This is a genomic window from Flavobacterium sp. ALJ2 (genome assembly GCF_015594725.1).
Taxonomy (GTDB): Bacteria; Bacteroidota; Bacteroidia; order Flavobacteriales; family Flavobacteriaceae; genus Flavobacterium.
Genome location: NZ_JADNRC010000010.1, coordinates 78,696 through 99,743, shown reverse-complemented (window position 1 = coordinate 99,743; position 21,048 = coordinate 78,696). Strand labels below are relative to the sequence as shown.

General features: G+C 32.5%; 19 protein-coding genes and 4 tRNA genes. 11 read left to right on the top strand and 12 right to left on the bottom strand.

Annotated elements, in window-relative coordinates; all coding sequences use genetic code 11:
• Nucleotides 1-66: 66 nt before the first annotated feature.
• From IUY40_RS12930 to IUY40_RS12920, 3 genes are all read right to left on the bottom strand, one after another.
• Nucleotides 67-1,335, bottom strand: coding sequence for an alginate export family protein (locus tag IUY40_RS12930; protein WP_195737278.1), 1,269 nt, complete (start codon nt 1,333-1,335; stop codon nt 67-69).
• A gap of 422 nt (nt 1,336-1,757) precedes the next feature.
• Nucleotides 1,758-2,447: a response regulator transcription factor gene (locus IUY40_RS12925; RefSeq protein ID WP_195737277.1), complete on the bottom strand. Its 690-nt coding sequence runs from the start codon at nt 2,445-2,447 to the stop codon at nt 1,758-1,760.
• A 171-nt stretch (nt 2,448-2,618) separates the two neighbouring features.
• On the bottom strand, nt 2,619-3,203 hold the full coding sequence (locus IUY40_RS12920; RefSeq protein ID WP_195737276.1) for a DUF4202 domain-containing protein: 585 nt from the start codon (nt 3,201-3,203) through the stop codon (nt 2,619-2,621).
• A gap of 218 nt (nt 3,204-3,421) precedes the next feature.
• Here IUY40_RS12920 and IUY40_RS12915 point away from each other — a divergent pair, with 218 nt between their 5' ends.
• Entirely contained in the window at nt 3,422-4,219 is a 798-nt protein-coding gene (locus IUY40_RS12915) for an META domain-containing protein (RefSeq protein ID WP_195737275.1), read from the top strand.
• Between the two features lie 326 nt (nt 4,220-4,545).
• Here IUY40_RS12915 and IUY40_RS12910 read toward each other — a convergent pair whose 3' ends face one another.
• A complete protein-coding gene (locus tag IUY40_RS12910) occupies nt 4,546-5,814 on the bottom strand; it encodes a DUF2130 domain-containing protein (protein WP_195737274.1) in 1,269 nt (422 codons plus the stop codon).
• 450 nt (nt 5,815-6,264) lie between these two features.
• Between IUY40_RS12910 and IUY40_RS12905 the strand changes: the two genes are divergently transcribed.
• Nucleotides 6,265-6,972, top strand: a complete 708-nt coding sequence (locus tag IUY40_RS12905; protein ID WP_195737273.1) for a class I SAM-dependent methyltransferase — start codon at nt 6,265-6,267, stop codon at nt 6,970-6,972.
• A 143-nt stretch (nt 6,973-7,115) separates the two neighbouring features.
• On the opposite strand, the gene IUY40_RS12900 is transcribed toward IUY40_RS12905, so the two are convergent.
• From IUY40_RS12900 to IUY40_RS12885, 4 genes are all read right to left on the bottom strand, one after another.
• On the bottom strand, nt 7,116-8,096 hold the full coding sequence (locus IUY40_RS12900; protein ID WP_195737272.1) for a zinc-dependent alcohol dehydrogenase family protein: 981 nt from the start codon (nt 8,094-8,096) through the stop codon (nt 7,116-7,118).
• A gap of 7 nt (nt 8,097-8,103) precedes the next feature.
• A complete protein-coding gene (locus IUY40_RS12895) occupies nt 8,104-8,382 on the bottom strand; it encodes a putative quinol monooxygenase (protein WP_195737271.1) in 279 nt (92 codons plus the stop codon).
• Entirely contained in the window at nt 8,379-8,990 is a 612-nt protein-coding gene (locus IUY40_RS12890) for an NAD(P)H-dependent oxidoreductase (RefSeq protein ID WP_195737354.1), read from the bottom strand. The genes IUY40_RS12895 and IUY40_RS12890 overlap by 4 nt, the downstream gene beginning before the upstream one ends.
• 140 nt (nt 8,991-9,130) lie before the next feature.
• Complete coding sequence (locus IUY40_RS12885; RefSeq protein ID WP_195737270.1) at nt 9,131-10,117, bottom strand: aldo/keto reductase; 987 nt, start codon at nt 10,115-10,117, stop codon at nt 9,131-9,133.
• Nucleotides 10,118-10,217: 100 nt separating this feature from the next.
• Here IUY40_RS12885 and IUY40_RS12880 point away from each other — a divergent pair, with 100 nt between their 5' ends.
• Nucleotides 10,218-11,060: an AraC family transcriptional regulator gene (locus IUY40_RS12880; RefSeq protein ID WP_195737269.1), complete on the top strand. Its 843-nt coding sequence runs from the start codon at nt 10,218-10,220 to the stop codon at nt 11,058-11,060.
• Between the two features lie 48 nt (nt 11,061-11,108).
• Here IUY40_RS12880 and IUY40_RS19480 read toward each other — a convergent pair whose 3' ends face one another.
• The 3 genes from IUY40_RS19480 to IUY40_RS12865 all read right to left on the bottom strand — a co-directional run bounded on the left by IUY40_RS19480 (nt 11,109) and on the right by IUY40_RS12865 (nt 14,155).
• Complete coding sequence (locus IUY40_RS19480; protein WP_229335549.1) at nt 11,109-12,050, bottom strand: hypothetical protein; 942 nt, start codon at nt 12,048-12,050, stop codon at nt 11,109-11,111.
• 98 nt (nt 12,051-12,148) lie between these two features.
• Nucleotides 12,149-12,910: a C40 family peptidase gene (locus IUY40_RS12870; protein ID WP_195737268.1), complete on the bottom strand. Its 762-nt coding sequence runs from the start codon at nt 12,908-12,910 to the stop codon at nt 12,149-12,151.
• A gap of 66 nt (nt 12,911-12,976) precedes the next feature.
• A complete protein-coding gene (locus IUY40_RS12865) occupies nt 12,977-14,155 on the bottom strand; it encodes an acetyl-CoA C-acyltransferase (RefSeq protein ID WP_195737267.1) in 1,179 nt (392 codons plus the stop codon).
• Between the two features lie 239 nt (nt 14,156-14,394).
• Here IUY40_RS12865 and IUY40_RS12860 point away from each other — a divergent pair.
• The 4 genes from IUY40_RS12860 to IUY40_RS12845 all read left to right on the top strand — a co-directional run bounded on the left by IUY40_RS12860 (nt 14,395) and on the right by IUY40_RS12845 (nt 14,791).
• A tRNA-Ser gene (locus IUY40_RS12860) sits at nt 14,395-14,478 on the top strand.
• Nucleotides 14,479-14,495: 17 nt separating this feature from the next.
• Nucleotides 14,496-14,570, top strand: a tRNA-Pro gene (locus tag IUY40_RS12855).
• Between the two features lie 28 nt (nt 14,571-14,598).
• Nucleotides 14,599-14,672 (top strand) — tRNA-Arg (locus IUY40_RS12850).
• A gap of 45 nt (nt 14,673-14,717) precedes the next feature.
• A tRNA-Arg gene (locus IUY40_RS12845) sits at nt 14,718-14,791 on the top strand.
• A gap of 87 nt (nt 14,792-14,878) precedes the next feature.
• On the opposite strand, the gene IUY40_RS12840 is transcribed toward IUY40_RS12845, so the two are convergent.
• Nucleotides 14,879-15,016: a transposase gene (locus IUY40_RS12840; protein ID WP_229335548.1), complete on the bottom strand. Its 138-nt coding sequence runs from the start codon at nt 15,014-15,016 to the stop codon at nt 14,879-14,881.
• Nucleotides 15,017-15,454: 438 nt separating this feature from the next.
• Here IUY40_RS12840 and IUY40_RS12835 point away from each other — a divergent pair, with 438 nt between their 5' ends.
• The 4 genes from IUY40_RS12835 to IUY40_RS12820 all read left to right on the top strand — a co-directional run bounded on the left by IUY40_RS12835 (nt 15,455) and on the right by IUY40_RS12820 (nt 20,772).
• Nucleotides 15,455-16,483: an META domain-containing protein gene (locus IUY40_RS12835; protein ID WP_195737266.1), complete on the top strand. Its 1,029-nt coding sequence runs from the start codon at nt 15,455-15,457 to the stop codon at nt 16,481-16,483.
• 342 nt (nt 16,484-16,825) lie between these two features.
• Nucleotides 16,826-18,058, top strand: a complete 1,233-nt coding sequence (locus IUY40_RS12830; RefSeq protein ID WP_195737265.1) for a hypothetical protein — start codon at nt 16,826-16,828, stop codon at nt 18,056-18,058.
• Nucleotides 18,049-19,080, top strand: a complete 1,032-nt coding sequence (locus IUY40_RS12825) for a hypothetical protein (protein ID WP_195737264.1) — start codon at nt 18,049-18,051, stop codon at nt 19,078-19,080. Before IUY40_RS12830 ends, IUY40_RS12825 begins: the two co-directional genes overlap by 10 nt.
• Nucleotides 19,081-19,245: 165 nt before the next feature.
• On the top strand, nt 19,246-20,772 hold the full coding sequence (locus IUY40_RS12820) for an MFS transporter (RefSeq protein ID WP_195737263.1): 1,527 nt from the start codon (nt 19,246-19,248) through the stop codon (nt 20,770-20,772).
• Nucleotides 20,773-21,048 lie beyond the last annotated feature (276 nt).

The window sequence follows — 21,048 nt, the reverse complement described above, 5'->3', positions numbered from 1 at the left end:
TGCAAAAAAAAACCTTTTGCTTTGTGGCAAAAGGGAAGTTATAAAAGTTGATTTTAAAAAAGAGGTCTATTTTTTCCAGGTAAAAATTCTTGGGTTTACAGAAATCATTAACCAAGCCCAGTTATTGGTATGTCCCGCATATCCAGGAGCTTTTAAAATTTCTAAAGTTTTTGTACCAAACATTTGAGAATACCCTCCTGTAAGTGTAATATCCTTTTTGAAATTGAATCCAGCTGTAAAGTCTACCTCAGTTCCTAAATAAGAATCCATTTTTTTATTTTCCACAGCTACATCTGCAGCTGATAAGAATACGTGTGGCATTAATGTAAATTGCCATTTTTTTACATTGTAATTGAATTTCAAAGATGCATCTTGTAAACCAACGCCGTTTTGATGACCTCCTCCAACATAAAAATAATCCATATAACCGTTGAAATTATGATTGGTACCAAAAATTGGGTTGAATGATTTGATAACTGTACTTCCGTCATTTGTATCTTTTCCTGATAAATATTCGTAACCAATACCAGCTTTAAATGAATCTGTTACATTGTATACAAAGTTCACAGCTCCATCCCAAGCACTAACTTGTTTGTCTGCACTTTTTCCGGTTTGACCATAGAAACTTAAGTTACTATCAATTTTTTTTGTTTTATAAGTTAAATAAGTACCAAAAGTTTGTTTGTAATCTACCAATAATTTTTTATCGATATCATTATTAACATATTCATAACCTGTATTTAAAAGTAATAGGCTAACTCCTAAATTGTCTACATTAGTATGGTACCATGCATATTGCATCGCTTTATAATTGGCTACTGTATAAGGCGTTTGAAAGTTGTTTTCGGCATCAGAGTTATAGGCTAATCCCATATCAAGCTGATGGTTTTTTGGATGAAAAGAAACCATTAACGCATCATGACTTTGTCCTTGTTGTAACCAGTCAATTTCTCCCATAATACGTTGATTGTCATAAGAAAGTACTTGTCTACCTACTCTTGTGCTCCATTTTTCGTTTATATCATATTGTGCCCACGCTTCAAAAAAAGTAACCCCATTTTTATCTGAAGTTGCGGTTGTCGGTACATCTCCCCATGTTCTAACATTTTGAAGTGTTAATTTGACTTTTAGTTGGTCTTGCGTAAAGTTTAAATTTAATCTTGAGCGTTGTGAGATTTGAGAAGTTGCTTCCTGACCTTCTGGTATAAGAGTTTTATATCCGTTACGGTATTCAAAACGAGGTCTAAGTTGCAAATTTGCATCAAATTCCTGCGCTTGCAGACTAATGCTTATTCCGCCAAATATAAATAAAGCAATAATTTTTATTTTTTTCATGAGAAAGTTATTTTTATGTAGTACAAATTTAAAGGACTAGAAAGTCTTTTATTGTGATAAAAGTCATGAAATCAGTATTCTATAATAAAATATTGTTATTTATTATTTTACAGGATACCTCTTAACTTAATATTTTATTATGGTTAGATGCATTTTTATAAAGTAGGTTGCAAAAATAATAAATAGAAGAACTAGGGTAAAAGTGATTAATAAAGATATAATTTTATTTTTAACTGTAATAATTTTAATTAGTTATGATGTGTTTGTAGTAATAAAAGGAAATTGGAGAGAAGTTAATTATTGTACAGAAAATAATAATTAAGGCACGATAAAGAAAGAGTTTTAATCTTGATAGATATTTAATATTGTTTTAGGTAAAAAACTAATTTATGCACTTTAATAATAAGTATAAATACGTGTTTTTAGAACTGTGAAATAGTATCTGTTTTAATCTGTACCAAAGAATATTCGGTAGCTTTATTAGAGAGTTCCATTAAGTTTTTCACTTTAAGCTTTTTCATTAAATTAAAACGATGAACCTCGGCAGTTCTTTTACTAATATTAAGAGTTTCTGCAATTTCTTTGTTACCTTTTCCAGATAGTAGTAATCTAAGAATTTCTTTTTCTCTTTTAGTGATTATGACTTCATCGTTTAAAGATTGTCTTAAAGTGTCATTGAAGTTATTATTAAGAAGTTGTTTGATTAATATCGCCGATACATCTCCACTAAAGTATTTACCGCCTTGATTAACTGTATGTAGTGCTTTTAAGAATTCTTCTTTACTGGAACCTTTTAATAAATAACCATCTGCACCTGCTTTAATAGATTTTAATACATATTCTTCAGATTCATACATAGTGAGTATGATTATCTTAACAAGTTGGTTTTGTTTTCTAAGTTTTTCTACTACCTCTATGCCAGTTAAGTGAGGCATTCGAATATCTACTATAAGTAGATCAGGTTGTTTATTAGTAACAACTTCTAGCGTTTCTAAGCCATCAGCTGCTTCGCCAACAACCTCAATATTAGGTTCGTTCTTTAATAATGATTTAACCCCATCCCTTACAAATACATGGTCATCTGCTAGAACAACACGAATACTATCTGCCATTTTACTTAATTTTTAAATTAAATTTTACGTATAATCTGCTAGGTTATTATGCTAATATACGTAATTCTTAATTTTTTCAGATTTTTTTCAGGTCGTAGTTTATAAATTTTATTTTATTTTTTTAGATACGATTGATTTAAAATGCAAAATAGAGATAGAACTTATGATGAACTACAATCCTAAAGAAGCTTTTATTAATTCAAGATTTTCAGCGCTATAGTTTATTTTTAGCGCTTCTTGATGTCCTTTGTCAGACATTTTAGTCCAAGTTTTTTTGATGATATTTTTGAGTTTTTCTTCATCGTGTTTATGTACAAAAGGATCAAGATAATACTCTAGAAAGACAAGACAAATAACATCTTCTAGTAATTGGGTTTCTGTATCTTTTTTAAGTAATTTTTTTTCAATCAAAAAAGAAACACGAGCAATAAATTCAGCATTATAACCTGCTTTTTCTAGAATTACTGCTGTTGTTTTTGCATGGAATTTTTTTAATTCTTCTCTCCATTTTAAATATCCTATGCGATCCATCGAATAAGATTCGCGTGCAACTTTCCATCTGCATATGTGTTGTGCTTTGGAAGCAATTTGTATTTCTTCAGAAGCTTCGGGATAAAAATCCATTAATTTACTATACATTCTGTTAGAGTATAATAACTCTTTTGGATACATATTGTTTTTATAGGATTCTTGATTTGGATCTTGAGCATTTTCGGCATCAATCCATTCGCTTGCTTTCTGAAAAGGTGTTGTCATTTATAAGGAGATATATACAATCAAAGATACATAATTTAAGAGATATAAATAATCTAAAAGTCAATAGAAGTCCTAATTAGAGAGAATACAAATGAGTTAGTGATAATTATTGCAGATTGTTGTGTTTATTTTTTTATTGTAAATTAGCTAAAAATTATTTTATTTATTAAAGAGGTTAACGTCTTAAAAGTTAAGGTGTTAATTTTAAAATCCCACACATGAAAAAACTATTTTTATTAGTCTCCGTCGCAATTTTGTCATTCAGCTGTAAAACGGCAGTAAAACCTTTAACACAACCAAAGGAAGATAATCCCGCATCTATGAATACAAATAATGCAGACGAATATGATGGCTCTACGTTTTTTAAAGCCACAGGAAACGAACCTTTTTGGGGTTTGAAGATAGGAAAAGAAACAATCAGATTTACATCGCTGATAGAAGGATTAGAAGAGATTAATTCTCCTTACGTTGACCCAATAAGAGCTATGGATGCCAATGTTAAGTTATATCGTTTTAATACTAAAACAGGTAGTATGAGTATTACTATCCAACAAATGGATTGTACAGATACTATGTCTGGAGATAAATCGCCTTATAATGTTAAAATCGAAATTACCAATAATAGTGATGCAAGCGTAAAAAAGATCGAAGGTTGTGGAAGATACATCACCGATTATCGCTTACATGATATTTGGGTTTTGGAGCAATTAAACGGAAAAAAAGTTGCTATAACTGATTTTCAACGTGAATTACCAAGAATTGAAATTTATAGTGCCGAGAATAGATTTTCGGGATTTGGAGGTTGCAATCAAGTTAACGGAGGTATCTTTTATGAGAAAGATGTATTACGCTTTACAAATGTAGTTTCAACGGAAATGGCTTGTAATGCTGGCAACAATAAAGAAGACGAGTTTTTAAAAGCGCTTCAGAGTACAACAACTTATACAGTTGCAAATAACAGATTGTCCTTGTCAAACCCATCAGGATTACTTTTGGTTTTTAAGAAGGTTGACTAGTTATTATTTTAATTAATCAAGCTTCGACTTCGCTCAGCCTGACGAAATAGTTCATTGACACTATCTTGTCTTCCTGAGCGGAGTCGAAGCATTTTTAGATTTAGCTAATTTGGCTTTGATTTAGCTCAACTTGGCAAATTATTTTATTGACGTTATCTTGTCCTCCTGAGCGGAGTCGAAGGATTTTTAGATTTAGTTAATCTGGCTTTGATTTAGTTCAACTTGGCAAATTATTTTATTGACGTTATTTTGTCCTCCTGAGCGGAGTCAAAGTGCTTTACATTAACCTTAGCGCCTTAGCTACTTAGTTACTCAGCATCTTAATTTCACTCTAATTCCTCTGTTTGGTCATCAATAAAATCGAGTTCTAAAGCTCTTACGGTTTGAACTGCATTTCCCGCTATACCGCGTATAGATCCGTACATTCCTAAGGTATTATTGACTACTTTCTCTATTTGTTTTTCGCGTTGTTTCCAGATACGCTGCATGGCTCTTTTTTCGGAATCTAAGTCGCTTTGCATTTGTGTAAAACCTTCTACGATACCTTCAATCTGTAAACGGAATTCGTTACTGGTTAAGAAATCGTATAACATAGCCATTTTATCACCTTTGTTTTCTTGTGCCTGTACTGCTTGACTTACTTGTATTAATGATTGGCGTAAAACGGCACTTAATCCTTTAAATTCTTCGTAAGTACATATCCAGATTCCATCACGCATTCCCATACGATCCATTCCAGCAGGCATAACTTCGGTAACAAGCACTCCGATGTTGGCTTTTTTATCACGAATATCATTTTTAAATTTTTCAATCCAAGCAGGTTGGAAAGCCTTGGTACGTTTGCTTTCGTAATAAATAGATCCGCAATTTTGTAATTCGCGGGTGTTTACAATCTGTAAGCAATCGGCTCCATTAGCACCTTTTTTAACTTCATCGATACTATCTAACGGAAAATTAGAAGCAAGCCATTCTTCAATAGCCAATTCCATTACTTCACCTTGCAATTGCATAGAACCTTGTTCCTGCTTGCGTTTCATTTCTTCGATAAGTTTCTTTTGGTCGTCGGATTGTTTTTGGTATTCTTTTATCTTTAGCTCATTTTTTTCTTCCTCTTGTTTTCGAATTTTATCACGTTCAAGAACTAAAGCGGCATTGAGCTGTTTTTGTGATTCGGCTTCAATTGCTTCCTTCATTTCCAGTTTTTCACGTTGGAGTTTAGCAATTTCACCTTCCATTTTATTTAATTCCCGCAACTTTTCAGATTTCTCCGAAAGTTCTTTTTCCATCGAAAGTAAACGGTCTTTATTTTCTTCGTCGAGTTTTGTTTTAAGTTTTTCAGTAATTTCCTTTTCAGCTATCTTTTTCTCTCGGTCCAAGCGTTCTGTGAAAAGTTCGTTTTCTTGTTTCTTTTTGGCTTCAAATTCAGATTTGGCTTTTTCAAATTGTTCATTCTTAAGCTCTAACTCTTTTGTCTGAGCAGTAGCCTTTTGCTGAAATTCTTTACGTATGCTATCTTCTAACTGATGTTTTAGGATATCATTTACATCGATTATTGTTCCGCAATTTGGACACTGAATTGAAGATTGCTCAGCCATTTTGATAGTTTTATGGGTAATGATTATTTTTTGCTAAGGTATTTAAAAGTTAGCTATAAGCATAATGTTTTCTCTCTTCGGTTTTTTGTTTTTGATAAATAAACAGGCTTGTGTTTCGTATTATAATAGTAGGGTTTCATGAATTTAAGTTCAAGTAAAGTAATGTTTTTGGGTTAATTTAATAGCGTTTAATTCATGGGCTTGAGCCAAAAAAAAGTTTAGATAACGTAGTTTTATAAATTTGGTGTGCATTGATGAATTATGAAACAAGTATTTTTGAGTGATATATCAAAAGAATACTTTTGAAAAAAAATGTTTCAAGCAGATTTGGCAGATTGAGCGGGTTATTTTTTTAGCTACACTTGATAGCTATCGGGATAAAAAGATTTTAATATTTATGATTATCGGCTTAATCTACCAAATCTGTGTGAAAACCTAAAACAAAAAACTATGAAAAAATCAACTATTGCAGAAATAAGGGAACGTTTTGATAATGATGTCGAACGATTTTCAAATTTAGATACAGGGCAATTGTCTACTATTGATGCGAAAATTTCGTTAGAACTTATCACAGAAGCTTCAAAGAGGATTGTGCCTAATGCAAAAAATGTATTAGATATCGGTTGTGGTGCGGGTAATTATACGTTGATGATGCTTACAAAAGTTCCGAATTTAAATTGCACTTTGGTTGATTTAAGTAAACCAATGTTGGATAAAGCATTAGAGAGGGTTTCGGAAGCAACCAATAATAGGGTAGAAGTAAAGCAAGGTGATATTCGTGATGTAGAATTGCTAGAGAATCATTATGATATTGTTTTAGCTGGAGCAGTTTTGCATCATTTACGAGATGATGCCGATTGGGAGACAACTTTTACTAAGATATATAGATTATTAAAACCTGGTGGCTGTTTTATGATTTCGGATTTGATTACTCAAGATACGGAATTATTAAATGAATATACTTGGGAACGATATGGCGATTATTTAGAAGGGCTAGGAGGTAAGGAATACCGTAAAAATGTATTGGATTATGTCGCCAAAGAAGATTCGCCACGATCTATGAATTACCAATTGGATTTGATGAAAAAAATAGGTTTTACCAGTGTCGAAATTTTACATAAAAACATGTGTTTTGGTGCTTTTGGTGGGATAAAGTAATTTTTTTAAATATTGATAAGATGTTGGTTTGAGATAGGATATTTAAAAGGCTATAGCCAAATCGATAATAGATTTAGCTAAAGCCTTTTTTATTTATTTTACAAAGAATATTTGTAGGTCGGAAAATTTATTAGTTTAAAAATCTAAAGAATATCTACTACAATTTTTCCAATAGCAGAACCATCACTTACTGCTTTATGCGCTTCTATGGCATTGTCTAATGTGAATTTTCTAGAATCTAAAATTGGTTTTAATTTTCCTTCTTCAATTAGTTTTGCAGCCTGTTTAAGAATATCTCCATGATGTTTTCTTCCTTCTCCGCTTAACATTGGATGTAGAACAAATACTCCATGTAAGTTAGATGATCGAAGGGATCCTGTAGCTAAATTATGTGTTCCAAAAGCAGCACAGCTACTTATGTGACCATAATGACGAATTGCTTTAAATGAATCATCTAAAGATTGCCCGCCTACAGTGTCATAAATAATATCAAAACCGATTCCTTGTGTATGTTGATTAACATAATTTTCAACTTCAACAGATTTGTAATCAATAGGAGTTGCTCCTAATGATTTGGCAATAGCTGATTTTTTTAAAGAAACGGTTGTGTATACATCGGCACCAAAGATTTTAGCAAGCTGAATTGCCATATGACCTACACCACCAGCACCTCCATGAACTAGAACTTTGTCTCCTTTTTTTATAGTTACTCTATCTACTAAACCTTCCCAAGCTGTGAGTAAGACCAAGGGAACGGCTGCCGCTTCTCTCATTGTTAGATTTGTAGGTTTTTTTGCTAATAAATTAGCGTCTACAGCGATGTATTCTGCTAATGTTCCTTGAAGCCCTAAAACGCCTCCGGCAAGTCCATAAACTTCATCTCCAATGATGAAATCGCTAACATCTGTGCCGACTTCTTCAATAACTCCTGCAAGATCAGTTCCTAAAATTGCAGGTAATATAGGTGTAGCATAAGGTGCTTTACCAGTTCTAATTTTATTATCTATTGGATTAACTCCACTTGCGTGTATTTTAATTAAAACTTCTCCTGTTTTTGGAGTAGGTTTTTCAATTTGAGTGCTTACAAAATCTGATTCGTAAGTATTTATATAGAGTGCTTTCATTTTTATTTTATAATAATTGTATTGTTTTATAAACTTGAATTGGTGATGCTAGTAATGTTTCGCTGTTAGTAATAAAATCTTGTAAATACGACTGATTGTTGTGTATGTCAAGTCCAGTCTGACTTTTCCATTCTTCCCAAATGATAAAAACATTTTCGGTAGCGTGTAAATCATAACGAACACAAGCAGTTTCCTTTCTGGTTTGATTCACCAGATTTTCAATCATGGTTTTTACTTGTTCAATGTTTTCTTTTTTGCTTTTAATAATCGCTGTAATTGAAATCATGCTAATATAGTTTTAAAAAGTTGTTCTAAATGTGTAGTATATTCCTGTTTAAAGATAGCAATATTTTCTGGAGTTGCTCCTTTCTCAACATCGTGAAAATGAAAACTGTCTAATTTTTCCATTCCTGTAAATTTATTCATTTTATGAAAACCAAATAGTACTCCATCATCAACAGAGGTTTGTTCGAAAAACTCTCCTGGTAGTGTGAATGCTGTCTTAGGTGCATTCCAACTTGTAGTAAGCATATATTTACGTCCGTGTAAAAGCCCGCCAGTTCCGTAATTGATATCTGGATTTACACGGCTTCTTCCGTCATTTTTGTAAATTCCGTTGTTATGTCCCGCAGTAAAAACATCATCGATGTATTTTTTGAAACCATTTGGTAACTGAAACCACCAAATTGGTGTATGGTAGATAATTAAGTCTGCCCAGACAAATTTATCTGTTTCTTCCTGTAGGTTAATTTTGTCGTTTATATTGGTTGTTTTTATTTCGTATTTACTGTTTTGAGACAAAAAATCTGTTGTCCAGTCTTGAATGGTTTGATTAAATTTTCCTCCTGAGTGAGCAAATTTTTGCCCACCGTTTATTATAAATATTTTTTTCATCATTTTATATTCTAATGTATTAGTAACTCTTTTGTGTGAGGGGGAGTAGCGGTATCCTTTTATTTTTTTTCTTTAAAAAAATAAAAGATTTAGCGAATGACCCGACCCGCTTTTTTTAGCGGGTCACACCCTAAAGATTCTTATTTTGTTTTTAATATTGCTTGGTTAATGAAATCAAGTTCGGATGCTGATAAATCAAAATCCATTGCTTTTGCATTAGAAATTGCTTGTTCTGCATTTCGGGCCCCTGCTAACACTATTGTAATTCCTTTTTGTAAAGTTGTCCAACGCAAGACTAATTGGGCTAGTGTTGCATTTTTTGTATTGGCTAGTGAACTTAGTTCTTCGACTAATGTCTTTACTTTAGGAAGATCGAATTGACTAAAATAACCATTACGGTGATCATTATCTTTTAATTTACTATCAGTAAAATATTTACCAGTTAGTAAACCTCTTTCCATTGGACTGTATGCAATTATACCAATTTTTTGTGCTATTGCAAGCGGAACTAAATCGGATTCGATACTGCGATTTAGCATGCTGTATGATACTTGATTGGACGCTAATTGTATTGTTTTTTGTGCTTCTTGTATTTGTGTTTCACTATAATTACAGACTCCGGCAGCTTTTATTTTTCCTTGTTGGATTAATAATTCCATAGTTTCCATAGTTTCACTTATGGGTGTAGTTGCATCTGGCCAGTGTATTTGTAGTAAATCGATATAATCGGTTTGTAGCCGCTTTAAGCTTTCTTCAACTTCTTTGATGATATTAGCTTTAGAAGCGAATTTATATACTGGTATATTTTTACCATTGTCTTCGGCTTCAAAAAAGAATTCTCCTTTGCCTTGATTACTTCCATCCCAAACTAATCCAAATTTAGAAAGGATTTGTACTTTTGATCGGTTTTGAGATTTAAGTGCTTCACCAATCATTTCTTCGCTTAATCCAAAGCCATAAAAAGGGGCTGTATCAAGTGTTGTTACGCCATTATCGATTGAGGCATGTATTGATGCTATTGAATCTTTCTTTTCGTTTCCTCCCCACATTGTGCCTCCTATGGCAAATGCACCGTATGTAATTGCTGATAATTCGAGTTCTGTATTACCTAATTTTCTATATTCCATGATAGTATGTTTTTGTGCTTTAAAAATTATTCAGCAAAATTATACCTAATTTAAGAGTTTTAATTGGTATATGTTTTCGTTTATTAGGTATATTTGCAGCATGAAAAAAGAAAACTTATACGAGCCTTTTACAGTTTCATTTGAAACACTAACTGAATATCCCGATGTGGGTGACCGTCATAATTTTTTTGAATTGGTTTACGTATTGTCTGGAACAGGCTCGCAATGCATTAATAAAAATATATTTGAATATGATGGCGGGCATTTGTTTTTGCTAACACCTGAGGATTGCCATAACTTTACTATTAAGACTGAAACAGAGTTTTTTTTCTTACGATTTAATGATATTTATTTGAAAAACTCGAGCTTGCAGAATGAAAATATTCAACGATTGGAATATATTCTTCAAAATGCGAATCATCAGCCTGGATGCATCTTAAAAAATGATTCGGATAAAGTTTTGATTAAAACCATGATCGAAGCCATTATGCGTGAGCATCAGGATAAAGATATTTACAATAAAGAATTAATTCAGCAATTGGTAAATACTTTGATTATTGTTGTTGCCCGAAATATTGCGAAGTATCTGCCTGAGCAGGTAAATATTGGTTGTGAAGCAAAAGCGATGGATATTTTGCAATACATCCAGAATAATATTTATTATCCTGAGAAAATAAAAGCGGAATCGATTAGTGAGCATTTTGGAATTTCTGGGACTTATTTAGGACGTTATTTTAAGAAACATGCTAATGAAACGATGCAGCAATACATTAGCAATTATAAAACAAAACTAATTGAGCATCGCTTACAGTTTAGTGAAAAACGGATCAATGAGATTTCTTATGAATTTGGATTTACAGACGAAAGCCATTTTAATAAATTCTTCAAAAAACAAAAAGGAAACAGCCCTTCGGAGTTTAGAAAATTGGTGCGTCTTAATTAAATATGATTTGTGCTAAATGGTTTTGCCACAGATTAGAGGATAAAAAGCTTAGTTTTTGTTTAAATCTTCTTCTGCTGACCAAGTTGAGAATGCAGTATCTGCTCCGCCAATTTCTATTACTTGGTTTTTATAAGTCATTACGCCTAATCCATGTTCTGCGTCCCATGAACAGGAAAATAGATAACCAATATAGGGAATGTTATCTTTGAATATTGATGTTATATAGATTACTCCTGGTGATAATAAATTTGCAAAACCTTTTATCTCTGATATGTCTGGCATGAAATCTTCTTTTTTATCTTGTGGATAATTATAGATTTCTTGTAATTTGGGATATTTGTTTAGAAGCTCAGACAGGATGCCTTCTAGGATTGCTGTCTGATTGTTTTGTAAATATTGTATTCCGTTGTTGTGTTCGATAGAATGTTCTTCGATTTCATCTGAATCGTCGTCTAATATGATGTATTCTATAGTTTCTTCGTTTTCATTAAAGAATAATTGCCAGTCTTTTAGGTTGATTGTATTGTAATCTTCATCATCTTGTTTTCTGTTTGGAAGTTCTTTAGGGTTTTTAAGATGTTTATTAAAAAACTCAAAACAAAATGGTGCCCTAGTAAAGATGTATTCTGGGTTTTCTGTATAGGATAAATGAAAATATTCTAATGCTTTTTCTTCATTTCCACATTCTAAACAGCATTCGCCATTGTAATAATTATTAATATAATTGGGGTGTTTTTGAGATAGCGAATGAAGATTCATCATATCCAGCCACCTTTTCATATTGTTGTATTCTTTTAGTTTTATGTATTCATTAATCATTCGACCAATAAAAATACTTGCCTGATGGATTTTGTATTTTTCATCATCGGCCTGATGCCATTTTTCTTCAATATAATTAATTAAATCCTGAGATGTTAATGTGTTTTTCTTGAGTGAATACTTATCTAAAAAACTATCAATTTCTGCAATTATTTCTGGTGCATTTGACATTCTAATTGTTTTAAGTTAAGTCTGATTTTTATACGTAAATTACCTTGGCTATGTATAAACTAGCCCTGAGGTTTCTACGATTTGTAGAAGAAGAACTATTAGATAATCTTTTTGATAACACGCAGTTTGTGTGTGTGTCTGTTTGTTTCAGGATTGTAAATTCCTAAGTGGTCCAAACGGTCAATTCGTACTTTTCCACTGGCGTGAATAATGTAATTATTGTCCATGATTATACCTACGTGTGTGATGTTTCCTTCTTCATTATCAAAAAAGGCCAAATCGCCTGCTTCACTTTCTTCAATAAAACTCAATGGGTCGCCTTGCATTGCTTGTTGTGAGGCATCACGATGGATTTTATATCCGTTTAGTTTGTAAACCATTTGTGTAAAACCTGAGCAGTCGAGTCCAAAAGGAGTTTTTCCTCCCCAAAGGTAGGGTGCGTTTAAATACATATAAGCTGTATTTATTAAATTTATTTTTGGTTTTATACCGCTTGTTTTTGTGCCTTCGAATTCAAAATTAGAAGTGTTTATTTCGCTATTATTCAAAAAAGTTAGCGATGCGCCAAGAGGAATAGGTAGTAATACATTATCTGGTGATGTGATATAATCAATTAAATCGGCATTTAAAATTTGTACGTCTGATGACAACAAATTATAATTTGTCTCTGATATTATCTGGTATTGTTTGGAATCAACCCAACCTTCGTAATCGTCGAATTGGATTTTAATTTTAGACCATTGATTTTGCTGTTCCAGAATTTCAAAATGTTCTCCAAATAATACTTGGCTAACAATTTCGCTTCTATCACTCGGTTCAAATCGAACAGGCACTATGGCTAGATTACAAATTCCGAACATGTAGTGTATTTTATGAGTTAAAAATCAGGAGTTATTAATTAATAATAATTCCTGATTTATGATTATTTATGCTCTTTCGATAATAATTGCCGAAGCTCCACCGCCACCATTGCATATAGCTGCTGCACCGATTTTGGCATTGTTTTGTTCTAAAACATTGATTAAAGTTACGATAATTCGAACACCTGAACAACCTAGTGGATGTCCTAATGAAACGGCACCACCATTTACGTTTATTTTATCATTATCTAAACCTAGTATTTTTGAATTAGCTAATCCAACAACAGCAAAGGCTTCGTTGAATTCAAAATAATCTACATCATTAATTGAGATTCCTGCTTTATCTAATGCTTTTGGTAATGCTTTTGCTGGACTTGTTGTAAACCATTTTGGTTCTTGCGCAGCATCGGCATAACTTTTTATGTAGGCAAGAGGTTTTAATCCTAAAGCAATGGCTTTTTCTTCAGACATTAAAATTACAGCAGCAGCACCATCATTTATTGTTGAGGCGTTTGCGGCAGTTACAGTTCCATCTTTAGTAAAAACAGCATTTAACGAAGGGATTCTGTCTAGCTTTACATTAGTGTACTCTTCGTCTTTTGATACGATTACAGGGTCTCCTTTTCGTTGTGGTACTGCAACTGGAACGATTTCTGAGTCAAATTTTCCTGCATCCCAAGCTTTTGCACTTTTTTCGTAAGATTGAATTGCAAAATTATCTTGTTCTTCACGACTGATGTTATATTCAGATGCACATAAATCAGCGCAAACTCCCATTGCGTTGTTATCGTAAGCATCTACCAAACCATCTTTTTGCATTCCGTCAACCATTGTTGTTGGGCCAAACTTAGTTCCATTACGCATTTGTACGTAATGTGGAATCAAACTCATGTTTTCCATTCCACCAGCAATTACGATCTCGGCATCGCCACAAGCAATTGCTTGAGCGCCAAACATCACTGCTTTCATTCCTGATGCGCAAACTTTGTTTACAGTCGTGCAAACTACTTTCTCTGGTAATCCAGCAAATATTGCTGCCTGACGTGCTGGCGCCTGTCCAACTCCTGCTTGTACTACGTTACCCATGAATACTTCATCAACTAAATTGGGGTCTAATTGTATTTTCTCTAAAGCTCCTTTAATAGCTACAGCACCTAATTTTGGGGCTGTGACTGTAGATAATCCTCCCATGAAACTTCCGATAGGGGTTCTAACGGCAGAAACAATAACAACTCTTTTGTTCATTTTCTGTGTGATTTAGTTAATGAAGCAAATTTAATGTTTATTTAAACAAATTCAAATTTTGAGCGTTTTGATTGTGTTTTTTAATTATTAGTAAAATATTTTTTTTGTATTTGTTTGATAGTGAAGCTATTTTGAAAAAACATGAAAAAATATTGAAAAAAGTCTTCAAAATAGTTGTGGAATACATAATGTTGTCTTAGATTTGCAACCGCAAAACGAGACACGTTTCTCTGAGCTTAGGAGAGGTGCCAGAGTGGTAATGGAGCAGTTTGCTAAACTGTCATCGAGTGATCGGTGCCAGGGTTCGAGTCCCTGTCTCTCCGCTTAATAATTTTGCCTTCGGGGTGTAGCGTAGCCCGGTTATCGCGCCTGCTTTGGGAGCAGGAGGCCGCAGGTTCGAATCCTGCCACCCCGACAAACTTTTCCATAAAGTTTAAAAAAATGGACGCATAGCTCAGTTGGATAGAGCACCTGCCTTCTAAGCAGGCGGTCGAAGGTTCGAATCCTTCTGCGTTCACAAAAAGCCACTCATCGAGTGGCTTTTTTGTGTAAAATACAGGCCGGACGCATAGCTCAGTTGGATAGAGCACCTGCCTTCTAAGCAGGCGGTCGAAGGTTCGAATCCTTCTGCGTTCACGAAAAAAACCACTCAATTGAGTGGTTTTTTAGATCAACACGAAAAGCTGTGGAGCGATAAAATGAATCATGCGCAAAAGTTGGGGATTAGGCAAAAAGATTTGATAATCTGAATAAGAAGAAATCTATATTTCTTACTCCTCTAAATTGACTTCTAAATGCTTTTACTTTGGCATTAAAAGATTCCGCAGAAGTATTCGTACTTCTATTATCAAAATAGTTCAAGAAATCTTCTGTTGACTATTTTTAGATTTTTTACTCCATCAAAATTGCTGCCATTGGTAGTATTCCGGATTTAAAATTGATTATTTTATGATTTATTGTAGTTGCTTTAGAGAATATAGATATAGCTTCATTAAATAATTAAATTTTTTATTGTAATTTTAATAGCCCTTTAGGGAGGCAAAGGTGAAATGGAAACTGTTTTAGTGTTATTTATGTAATTGGCTAGCACATAGAAGTTTATTTTTTGAATTATTGGAGATAGTGTTTTAAAGACTATTAATAATTTTAGATTTTGGCTGTTTTGTGCTTGTTTATAGGTTATTCTTCGAAGCTTAAAGTTTCTTTAAAAAATAAAGTTTCTTTAGAATGGCACAATTAATGCAAGCAAAATAAAAGAATAATCAAATACTTCGTGAAGTATTATAAAATTTAAAAAGAATGAAAAAATTAAAATGCATGTTTATTTTTATGATGGTGACTTTAGTATCATCATTAAGCTATGGACAAGAAACATTAAAAATGTTTGTTAAAGAAAATAAAGTGCCTTGTCAAGGTGTTGCTCCTATGGAATGCTTGCAAATAAAATATAATAATAAGAGTGATTGGCAGTTTTTTTACGATCATATCGAAGGTTTTGATTTTGAAAAAGGGAATCGATATGAACTTATGGTTATCAGAACCAAAAGAGAAGGTGTTATTCCAGCAGATGCATCTTCATACGAGTATAAATTAAAAAGTATTATTTCTAAAACACCTGTAGTAAAGGAAAAAGGGATTTATGATACAAAAATGATATTAACTCGTTTAAACGGTAAAAATATAAATACAGGGAATGTGTATTTAACAATGAATGAAGCTACGGGAATGATTAACGGAAAAAGTGGTTGTAATAACTTCGGTGCAAAGTTCACTAAGCTTTCTTCAAAAAATCAAATAAAAATTGATTCTCCTTATGGAACTTTAATGTCTTGTGATGAAAAAAACATGAAATTAGAGCAAGATTTTACTAATGCAATAAAAGACAAAAAGTTTAAAATTGTAAAGAAAAATAACAAGGTGCAGTTTAAGAATTTGAAAAATAAAATCATCATGGAGTTTTCTATTCCTACCCAGAATGATGTTTGGAGTTTTATTGCTAAAAATAATTGGAAACTAATCATGTTAGAAAACGTAGGACAAGATTATGGACGTGCTTCTATTAAATTTGATCAAACTAAAAAGAAAGTGAACGGAAATACTGGATGTAATAACTTTTTTGGAACATACACTCTTAAAGAGAATGATCGTATTGTATTTAGTGGTTTAGGATCAACTAGAATGGCATGTATTGATGAAGAAGTTGCTAAAACAGAACGAAAAATGCTTTCTCTTTTAAGTGATAAAGAATTACGTTTTGATGTAGCAGAACAAACATTAAATTTCTATCTTGGTGATAGATTGATAATGATGTTTGGAACTGTAAAGTAAATTTTTAGTCTATTATAACAATAAAGCCTGACAATGTTCAGGCTTTGTTTGTTTATAGAAGTAATGCAAATCTAGCAAAACACAGATAGGTTTTTAAAACATATATATGGTGGATAGCCACTTTTTTTGTGTTTTAATTAGAGAGAACTTATGATATCTTAGAATTTATATTTATAGAATTACATCGGTAAACTAGTTTTTTATTGATGGAAATAGTTTAATTATCGTTTTTTATAAATAAGAAAAACAAATTTTTATTTAAAAAAGAATAGAAGATATTTGCGCTCTTTAGATTTAAAATCTAATACTCCAGAGCTCAAAACAAATTTAAATTAACCTACAATGATTACAAATTTTAAGAGTTGGTACTTTGCCAGCTTACTAATTTTTGGTTTTCTAGTTTTCACAAGCTGTGATCACGAAGACCAATCTACTGCATACGACGCCAAGTATTTACCGAGCATTGATGCAACAAATTTACCAATAGGAAATCATGCTATGACTATGTTTGAAGATGATGAAAGTTCATCGAAAATGTATGATAAACAAGATCGTTGGTTTCGTGTAAATCAGCCATTACAAGTGATTCAAAAAGGGAAAGATTCGGTGCAAATTTCTCTTTATTCTCCTGTCGGGCTTACAGATGTGAGAATCTACGCTAAATTAGCTAATTATGATAAAAGATTTTTAATTTACAATTTTACAAAAATCCCGGCTTTTCATCGTTCATTTCACCAAATTCCTTTAGTAGCTGGAAAAAATGATTATTTATTAGAAACAGGTAATGCAGTGACAATTGATAAAATTGATGGCTTTTCTTCTGGCGCAATCGAATTTTCGGTTGAATCAAGTGATCCTTTATTTGCAAAATTCAAAAAAATAAAGTCTTCGCATTTGGTCCAATTTCATGATGGGTACCATATTAACGAATTCGGTAAATATTTGCCAATGAATCCTGTTTTGGCCAAAGAAGCAATAGCAATGATTATTAATTATTCGTATGCTTTAAGTCATCCGATGTATTACGACACTTTTATTAATTTTGACAGGTATAAAAAAGAGCAAGCAGCCCAAGCTGGTACTGCTGTAAATGGCGCAACGTATTGGCATGGGAATACAGCTGATGCTAATGGTGTCTATGATTATCTTACTAAACTTGCTGTTGAAAAAATATATTTGGATTACCTTGATAGTAGAACCGTTTATATGGCGATGGTAGGAGGAGATTCAGCATGGGGCGGAGGGGCTTTAGCCTCTCAGTGGGAATCGGGTTATGTAACGGGTCATTGGGTAGGCGAAATGTCGGTTTGGTCACATGAATATTCACATCATATTGGTTTTAATCATAGTAGTAATCTAGCTAATAGTGGCGAAGGTGGTGGACAACAGGAAATGTTGACCCATTTTTATAAATATTTAATTCACTTAAAAGACCTTCCTTTTACTGATCCAGAAGTGTTAAAAGGCTGGACTAAGACAAAATACCTTACTGGTACTTATAAAAAACCTGTTTTTACGATTAATCCAAAAAATCCATTCTTATTAAAATATAAAGGAGAAGGAAAATGGAATTAACAAATAAAATCAAAATGAATAAATTAGTTTTTTCTATACTGTTACTTTGTGTTTTTACAAATTGTAGCAAGGATTCTTACGACGAAACCTCTCCAAATCATAGTTATTATTATCCTACAGATGAAGCATCAATTACTGCAAGCCAGATTGGAGATGGAAAAGGAACGCTAGATCCTAATGGAATAGCCATAGCAAATGATAAATTGTATGTTTGTAATGGAGATGTACTTGAAGTTTTTAATGCTCAAACATTAGTTCACTTAAAAACAATTACAAATTATACTAAAGGAGCTTCAACAGTTGCATTTACTAAGCTTACTTCGGTGTCTATTGATAATGGTAGAATTTATATTGGAAGTGCCGAATCAAGACTTTTTGTTATTGATGAAGTGACAAATGCAGGAATTAGTATCTTAGGAAACGGTCAATGGTGGAATACTTTTGTTCACGTTTTTGGAGTTGTAGTAAAAGACGGATTGGTATTCGTTAAAGAAAAAGAAACTAGTATTAAAGTTTTTTTAGTATCTCAAATTACAGATAAAAGTGAATGGAATTTAGCTCCTTTTGCTAAATTAAATACCTTAAAAGGATTTGATGAAGTTTATTCAATGGATGTCGCTGATGGGAACTTAGTAGTAGCAGGAAGAAATGCTAAAGGATATCTGTATTACAACATTGCAGGTATTCGTGCTAATGCTACAGCTTCATTAAAAGCTCCAATTCAGCCTGTTGTAGTGCCTTTTAACGAAGCAAAGCCATTGGCAGTTGCTATCTCTGCTGATTGGGCTGTAACGTCAGAGAATGTAGGTAATTCAAATTTTCTACGCCTTTATCCTAAAAAAGAGTTTATGGATAAAATTTATAATCCAAGAGTTAATGCCTTGGATATTATGGGACAAAATAATTTTGGAAGTATAGTAAGTATAGCACAACTTAACGACCATCTTTTTTTATCGGATTATACGAATAAAAAAATAAGAGTTATTAAACTTAATAAATCTGAAATTACAGAACAAAGATAGTTCTGTAATTTTATTGAATAAATTTTCTTTTAGCCCACTCTGTAGTGTGGGCTTTTTGTTTATTAAAGGTATAATTTGAAATTTAGAGCGTGATTTTATTATAGAAATAATCAAGTGAAGTAAATTTTATGGTTACTTTGTAATAAAATAATATAATTCATTATAATGAAGAAGTTAGAAAAAGTATCAAAAGGGGATAATAGCGTGAAAAATCAATGGCTTATACTTGCTATTATTATCACTGCACTTATTCCTGTAACTATTGATGCTACAATACTACATGTTGCTATTCCTACGCTTACATTATCATTGGGAGCATCGGGTAACGAAGTATTATGGATTATAGATATTTATCCGCTTATTATGGCAGGTTTGTTATTACCTATGGGGATTTTAGGAGACAAAATTGGACATAAAAAAGTACTGTTATTTGGTTTAACTATATTTGGAGTAGCCTCATTTTTGGCTGGATTTTCTTCTGCACCGATTTATTTAATACTTTCTCGAGCGCTTTTGGCTTTAGGAGGTTCAATGATTATGCCAGTTACTCTTGCTATAATAAGTCAAACTTTTACCAATGAAGCGCAACGTGGTACAGCATTAGGTATCTGGGCGGCTATAGGTACAGCTGGAGCGGCAGTTGGACCTGTAATTGGTGGAGTTATTGTAGAACATTATTGGTGGGGGGCTGTTTTTTTAATAAATCTTCCATTAATTTTGATTGTTATTCCCTTAATATGTATTGGTGTTCCCAAAGGAATTTCGAGTCCTGAGAAACCTTGGTTGTTAAAAGACGCAGCATTAGTGTTGGTTGGTGTGATTCTATTTATTTATGGTATTAAGACTATTTTTAAAGAAGATCATCCTTTGTGGATCAGTATTGCTGTTGGAATAGTTGGATTCCTCTTTTTGAGATTGTTTTTTAAAAAACAGAAGATTTCATCTTCACCAATGATTGATATGAAATTATTGAAAGATAGAAGAATTTTGTTAGGAATGTTACTTTGTTTTGTTCCTATGGCAGTTATAGTAGGTTTTGAGTTTTTATTGGCACAAGAACTTCAATTTGTACATAAGTTAAGTCCAATAGATGCGGGTCTATTCATGTTGCCACTTGTAGCTTCTTCTGCAGTAGCAGGCCCGCTAACAGGTTCGATATTGGGTAAAATTAGCTTTAAGAATCTAATAGTTACAGTATTGTCGTTATCGTCGTTATCATTTTTTATGTTAAGCCAATTAGATTTTAGCTCATTTACAGCTAGTTTATTGTTCTGGTTGATAGTTTTAGGATTTAGTTTAGGAGTGGTATTAATAGCTGGAACAACGGCTATAATGTCTGCAGCTCCACTTGATAAAGCTGGAATGGCTGGTTCAATGGAATCTATTTCTTATGAATTAGGTACTGGATTAGGAATTACTTTTTTTGGCATTATACTTTCTCAGATTTTTATTAAAAAGTTTACTGTTAGCGATCAATTATTTAATGGACTTCCAAAGCAGGTAAATAATTCAATAGGTGATGCAATGATTGTTGCCAATGAGTTGGGAGGAGAAAAAGGTGAGATAATTAAGAAAGCGGCAATGACAGCTTTTAAAGAGGCACATGATGTCGTTTTAATTCTAGCAGGTACGATACTGGCTGTTTTGACCTTGATTTTGCTATTCGTATTGTCAAAAGGAAAAAAACAATAAAAGAACATAAGGTAAAATATTATAAAAACGGAGTTGTTAGTAACTCCGTTTTTTAATTAAATAATATTAGTTTAGAATTCTAGTTTGCATATATTTAAGTGTTTTTAAAATGCTTGGAATATCTTTTGTACGTGACTCTGTCCAAAAGTACTTATCCTTATAATTTGTGTTTTTTACTGTAATAGTAAAAGTTTGAGTAGTATTATAAACATCAAACTTAAATTGGATTTCTTTAGTGTTAAAGATATATTTTACTGTCTTTTTCCTCCCGTTAGG